General features: G+C 52.1%; 5 protein-coding genes. 3 read left to right on the forward strand and 2 right to left on the reverse strand.

Features of this window, described 5'->3' with window-relative positions; all coding sequences use genetic code 11:
* Together ABYT30_RS15910 and ABYT30_RS15915 are read left to right on the forward strand one after the other, a co-directional pair.
* Positions 1 to 349 (forward strand): cytochrome b (locus ABYT30_RS15910; protein ID WP_373097469.1); only part of this gene is annotated, 349 nt, incomplete at its 5' end.
* Between the two features lie 2 nt (positions 350 to 351).
* Complete coding sequence (locus ABYT30_RS15915) at positions 352 to 933, forward strand: YceI family protein (protein ID WP_373083628.1); 582 nt, start codon at positions 352 to 354, stop codon at positions 931 to 933.
* Positions 934 to 1049: 116 nt separating this feature from the next.
* Here ABYT30_RS15915 and ABYT30_RS15920 read toward each other — a convergent pair whose 3' ends face one another.
* Positions 1050 to 2444: an ABC1 kinase family protein gene (locus ABYT30_RS15920; RefSeq protein WP_373097470.1), complete on the reverse strand. Its 1395-nt coding sequence runs from the start codon at positions 2442 to 2444 to the stop codon at positions 1050 to 1052.
* A 126-nt stretch (positions 2445 to 2570) separates the two neighbouring features.
* Between ABYT30_RS15920 and ABYT30_RS15925 the strand changes: the two genes are divergently transcribed.
* Entirely contained in the window at positions 2571 to 3782 is a 1212-nt protein-coding gene (locus ABYT30_RS15925) for an Nramp family divalent metal transporter (RefSeq protein WP_373097471.1), read from the forward strand.
* A gap of 34 nt (positions 3783 to 3816) precedes the next feature.
* Here ABYT30_RS15925 and ABYT30_RS15930 read toward each other — a convergent pair.
* Positions 3817 to 4560, reverse strand: a 744-nt coding sequence (locus ABYT30_RS15930) for a dienelactone hydrolase family protein (protein ID WP_373097472.1), incomplete at its 5' end; no start/stop codon positions are given.

The raw sequence follows: 4560 nt of genomic DNA on the forward strand, positions 1-4560 counted from the left end.
GCTTAAAGTCTGGGAGCGGATCACGGCCCACCTGACCCATATTGCGCTATACGGATTAATGTTCACCCTCATGATTGCCGGCTACTTTATCTCTACCGCCGATGGTCGCGCGATCGAGGTATTTAACTGGTTTAGCGTGCCGGCCACGATTCACGATTTACCAGAGCAGGAAGATATCGCCGGTGAGATTCATGAAATACTGGCCTGGGCCTTGATTGTGCTCGCTAGCATTCACGCTCTCGCCGCCTTGAAGCATCACTTTATTAACCGCGACACGACCCTGCTGAAAATGTTGGGCCGCGACGCAAAATCAGCAAGCAACCACGCTATTAACCAAAAGGAAGCCTAAAAATGAAACGTCTACTCGCGATTGGATTTACCGCTTTACTCAGCTTTAGTGGCGCGCTTCAGGCCACCGAATACAAAATCGATACGGCCGGCGCTCATGCATTCATTAACTTTAAAATCAAACACTTAGGATACAGCTGGCTGTATGGTCGCTTCAATGAGTTTGAAGGTAGCTTTAATTATGACCCCGCCAAACCAGAAGCCTCGTCGGTAAACGTCACCATCAAAACCGCCAGCATCGACAGCAACCACGCCGAGCGCGACAAGCACTTGCGCGGCAAGGATTTCCTCGCGGTAGACAAATACCCCACCGCCACCTTTAAAAGCAGCAGCTTTAAGGCGCTGGGCGAGGGCAAAGCCGAGTTAAAAGGCACCTTGACCCTGCACGGTGTAAGCAAGCCTGTCACCATTGCTGTGAGCGAAATCGGCGGCGGTAAAGACCCCTGGGGCGGTTACCGTCAGGGCTTCCACGGCACTACTCAAATCGCATTAAAGGACTTTGGCATTGATTTTGACCTTGGCCCAGCCTCACAAATTGTCGAGCTAACCTTGGATGTGGAAGGTATTGCACAATCAATGATGTAATCCAATTGAACTTTTCAGGCGTAGAACTACTCGAAGTTTAGGAATTACACTCACTCAGTCTCAAAACTTTAGGCCGCTACGTTTAGCGGCCTTTTTTATGCGTCGGTTTTATAGCGCTACAGTGTTGTAGACGCCTTGGGAAGATATTTAAGCAGTGCGGTATCCGCGGTGAACTGTGCATCGAACAGTGATATTAAGGCGTAAATACCCATTAATTTACGCATCACATACAGAAAATCCTTGGGCGGCAGTGCAAAATACTTGCTGATTGACGCCGCTACGGCACGTTTGGCAATCCGCTTGGGCAGGCCACTCTGGCGCCAGTGATACTGGCCGCTGACATTTATTGCACTGGCCGGCACACGCTCATCAGGGGTGCGCAGTGGCTCGGCGATATCAATGCCAATATCGACAAAATTATCGAGTACCGTTTGCGGGAAGTGGGCCTTCATAAAGCCTAGGCTGATCGACTTTGCCAGAAACGTTTCCCTATCGCGCAGGTAGGCCGCCACCATCATCGCGCAAAATTCATTGGCAAAGGTATCGGGCAACACCCGCATCGCACCAAAATCCAGCAGCAATAGCTGATCGCACTCGCCATTAGTATCAATTCGCACCCGAAAATTGCCAAAATTGGGGTCGGTCTGCATCCGCCGCCACTCGAACAATTCGGTGAGAAAAACATCTAAGACCGCACTGCCCAAGCGGTCGCGACGGGCTTGGGGCAATGCTGCCACCGCAGCCGAGTTAACCGATTCAGCCGCCTCATAACTCATGGTCAATACGCGGCGAGTTGAAAACTCGGGGTAACTTTTCGGCACAACGAAGCGCTCATCGCCAGCCAAGGATTCCCCAACAAAATCCAGATCCGAGCGCTCCTGCTCATAGTCCACTTCTTTGTGTAGCAATAGCCGAATATCGCCAAACCAATCGTCAATATTGCGCGTACTCGACATTAAGCGCGACACCTTCAACAAGCGCAGCACCGCATTAAAATCCGCATCGATGGTGTCTTCGACACCGGGGTACTGCACCTTGATGCACAGCGCCTCGCCCGTCGCACGCAAACGGGCGCGATGCACTTGGCCCAAGGAGGCCGCGGCCAAGGGCTGGTGATCGATATCCAAGGCTGACAAGGCCTCGGGCCCCAACTCTTTGTGCAGTGCTTTTTCGATTACCTCCCAAGCCATGGGCGGGGTATTGTCCTCAAGATTGTGCAGGGCGTCGGCAACTTCCGGCGGCATCATATAATCGCCATAGGTGGCCATCATCTGGCCAATTTTGACCACACTGCCTTTTAAGCGGCCCAGCTCGCTGACAAAAAAATCGATGTTTTCGCGGCGCTTAGCTAACGCCTCATCGTCGTCACCGCTAACGCGCTCCCGCAAATTTTGGCGCAGCGCGCGACTGCCATAGCGCAGGCTCAGCTTAGACAATTCGAAGCGGCGCGCAAATGCGCCGGTTTTAAGGCGGTGTAAGGGTTTATCTGGGGTATCTATAGAATCACTCATACCCGCTATTGTAATGAAAGCGCGGCCGCAACGCAGTAAACACCGAGTCGCAGGCGTGACGAAGTAGCAATTCATCGGCATACTCAGCCTAAAGACCACGCCATACTACAAATACTCAGGCCAAAAATGGAATTGTTTAAAAAACTGCGTTTAATCGGCCCCGGCTTTGTGGTCGCCGCTACCGGCCTTGGTGCCGGTGACCTCGTCGCTGCGGCAGTGTCCGGGGCCAGCCTTGGCGGACAAATTATTTGGGCGGTGGTTTTTGGCGCGTTAATAAAATTTGCCTTAAACGAGGGTTTAGCGCGCTGGCAACTAAGCACTGGCGACAGTGTGCTACAAGGCTGGCAGGCGCATTTACCCCGCTGGGTAAACGCGTATTTTCTAATATATCTTTTCCTTTGGGCATTTTTAGTTGGCGCCGCCCTGATGGCCGCCTGTGGGCTAGCGGCCAATGCACTGCTCCCTCAACTATCAATCACTAGCTGGGCGGTATTACATTCCTTGCTCGCGGTATTACTGGTGCTGTTTGGCCGTTATTCAGTATTTGAATCAGCCATGAAAGTGTTGATTCTTTTAATGTTCGTCACGGTTATGGCCGCACTTGCCAGCCTCGACTTATCCGGCATTAATCTTCGGCAAACATTCTTTATTGATGATGCCGTCCACTCCCATGGCAATATGGTATTAGCCGTCATTGGCGGTGTCGGCGGCAGTGTGACCTTACTGTGCTACGGCTATTGGATGCGAGAAAAAGGCTGGCAGACCAGCACCGCACTGCCCTTGGCACGAGTCGATTTAATTGTCGCCTATACCATTACTGCGCTATTCGGCATTGGTACTATGTTACTGGCCGCCAAGGCCGCGCCGGCCACAGTTCAAGGCAATCAAATTCTAATCGCGATGGCGGATGAATTAGGGCGCACATTGTCGCCGATGTTTAGAGAGGTATTTTTACTCGGCGTTTGGGCCGCGGTATTTAGTTCTATGCTTGGCGTCTGGCAAGGCGTGCCGTATTTATTTGCCGATATATTAGCTGCCCGCAATAAGGCGGAATCACACAGCGCAGCAACGGACAAAAAAAGCTGGGCGTATCGAAGTTTTCTAGGCTATCTCGCACTACCACCCATGCTGTTATTACTATTGGGCAAACCAGTTTGGCTGGTGATGCTCTACGCGGTGACTGGGGCGTTTTTCATGCCTTTTCTTGCGTTAACCTTGCTGTACTTAAACAATCGCATTATTGCTAAAACACAGCGATTTGGCATTGCCAGTAACATTCTTATTGCCTTAGCACTGATCGTATTTGGCTTTCTTAGTCTGCAGTCACTTTTTAACTAACTCGGCACGCCAGCGAGGCGTGCCGAGCGTAAATTTACTCAGCTAGCATCGCCATTAGTGCTTCCCAGCTTACCCGGTCAGCATTCGCGTCATAAGCCAAGGGCATCTTGGTTTTTCCACCAATCGCCGTCGAACCTGGATTGGTAAAGCTATGCACAACACCGGGGAAACTCAACAATTGTAAATCCACCCCCGCGGCACTCATTTCCTCAACAAAGCCACCTACCTGCGCAGGCGGCACCATTGGATCGGCGCCGCCGGTCGCCACTAAAACCTTCGCCTTGATGGTATCCGGCTTCGCTTTAGTTTCGGTGCCCAAACTGCCATGAAAACTCGCGACCCCAGCCAAATCTAAGCCCCGACGCGCCTGATTCAACACCACAGCGCCACCAAAACAGTAGCCAATCGCATACAGCTTGCTGGCATCCACGCTTGGCTGCTTACGCAGAATCGCCAAAGCCGCCTCAAAGCGCGCATTCATTTTATCTGGTTCGGCCAGCGCCGCATTCATAAACGCCATGGCGTCTTTCGGGTGATCCGCGCTCTTTCCGTTGCCATACATATCCACCGCAATGGCCGTGTAACCCGCCTCAGCTAACTGCTGCGCGCGGCCTCGGGCATAATCGTTCAAACCCCACCATTCATGCACAACCACTACCGCTGGACCCGGATCAGCTTTAGACGAATCACTGTATAACACCGCCGAACCCAATTTACCGGGTAGGCTTAATTTACTCTCCACAAGCTCGGCGTTCGCCGCCGAGGCAAACAATACCAA

It is taken from the genome of Zhongshania sp. (assembly GCF_041623545.1).
Taxonomy (GTDB): Bacteria; Pseudomonadota; Gammaproteobacteria; order Pseudomonadales; family Spongiibacteraceae; genus Spongiibacter.

Bases quoted from the DNA above. Each gene is read 5' to 3' on its own strand.
- ABYT30_RS15915 (WP_373083628.1), top strand. From the start codon at position 352: ATGAAACGTCTACTCGCGATTGGATTTACCGCTTTACTCAGCTTTAGT.
- ABYT30_RS15920 (WP_373097470.1), bottom strand. From the start codon at position 2,444: ATGAGTGATTCTATAGATACCCCAGATAAACCCTTACACCGCCTTAAA.
- ABYT30_RS15925 (WP_373097471.1), top strand. From the start codon at position 2,571: ATGGAATTGTTTAAAAAACTGCGTTTAATCGGCCCCGGCTTTGTGGTC.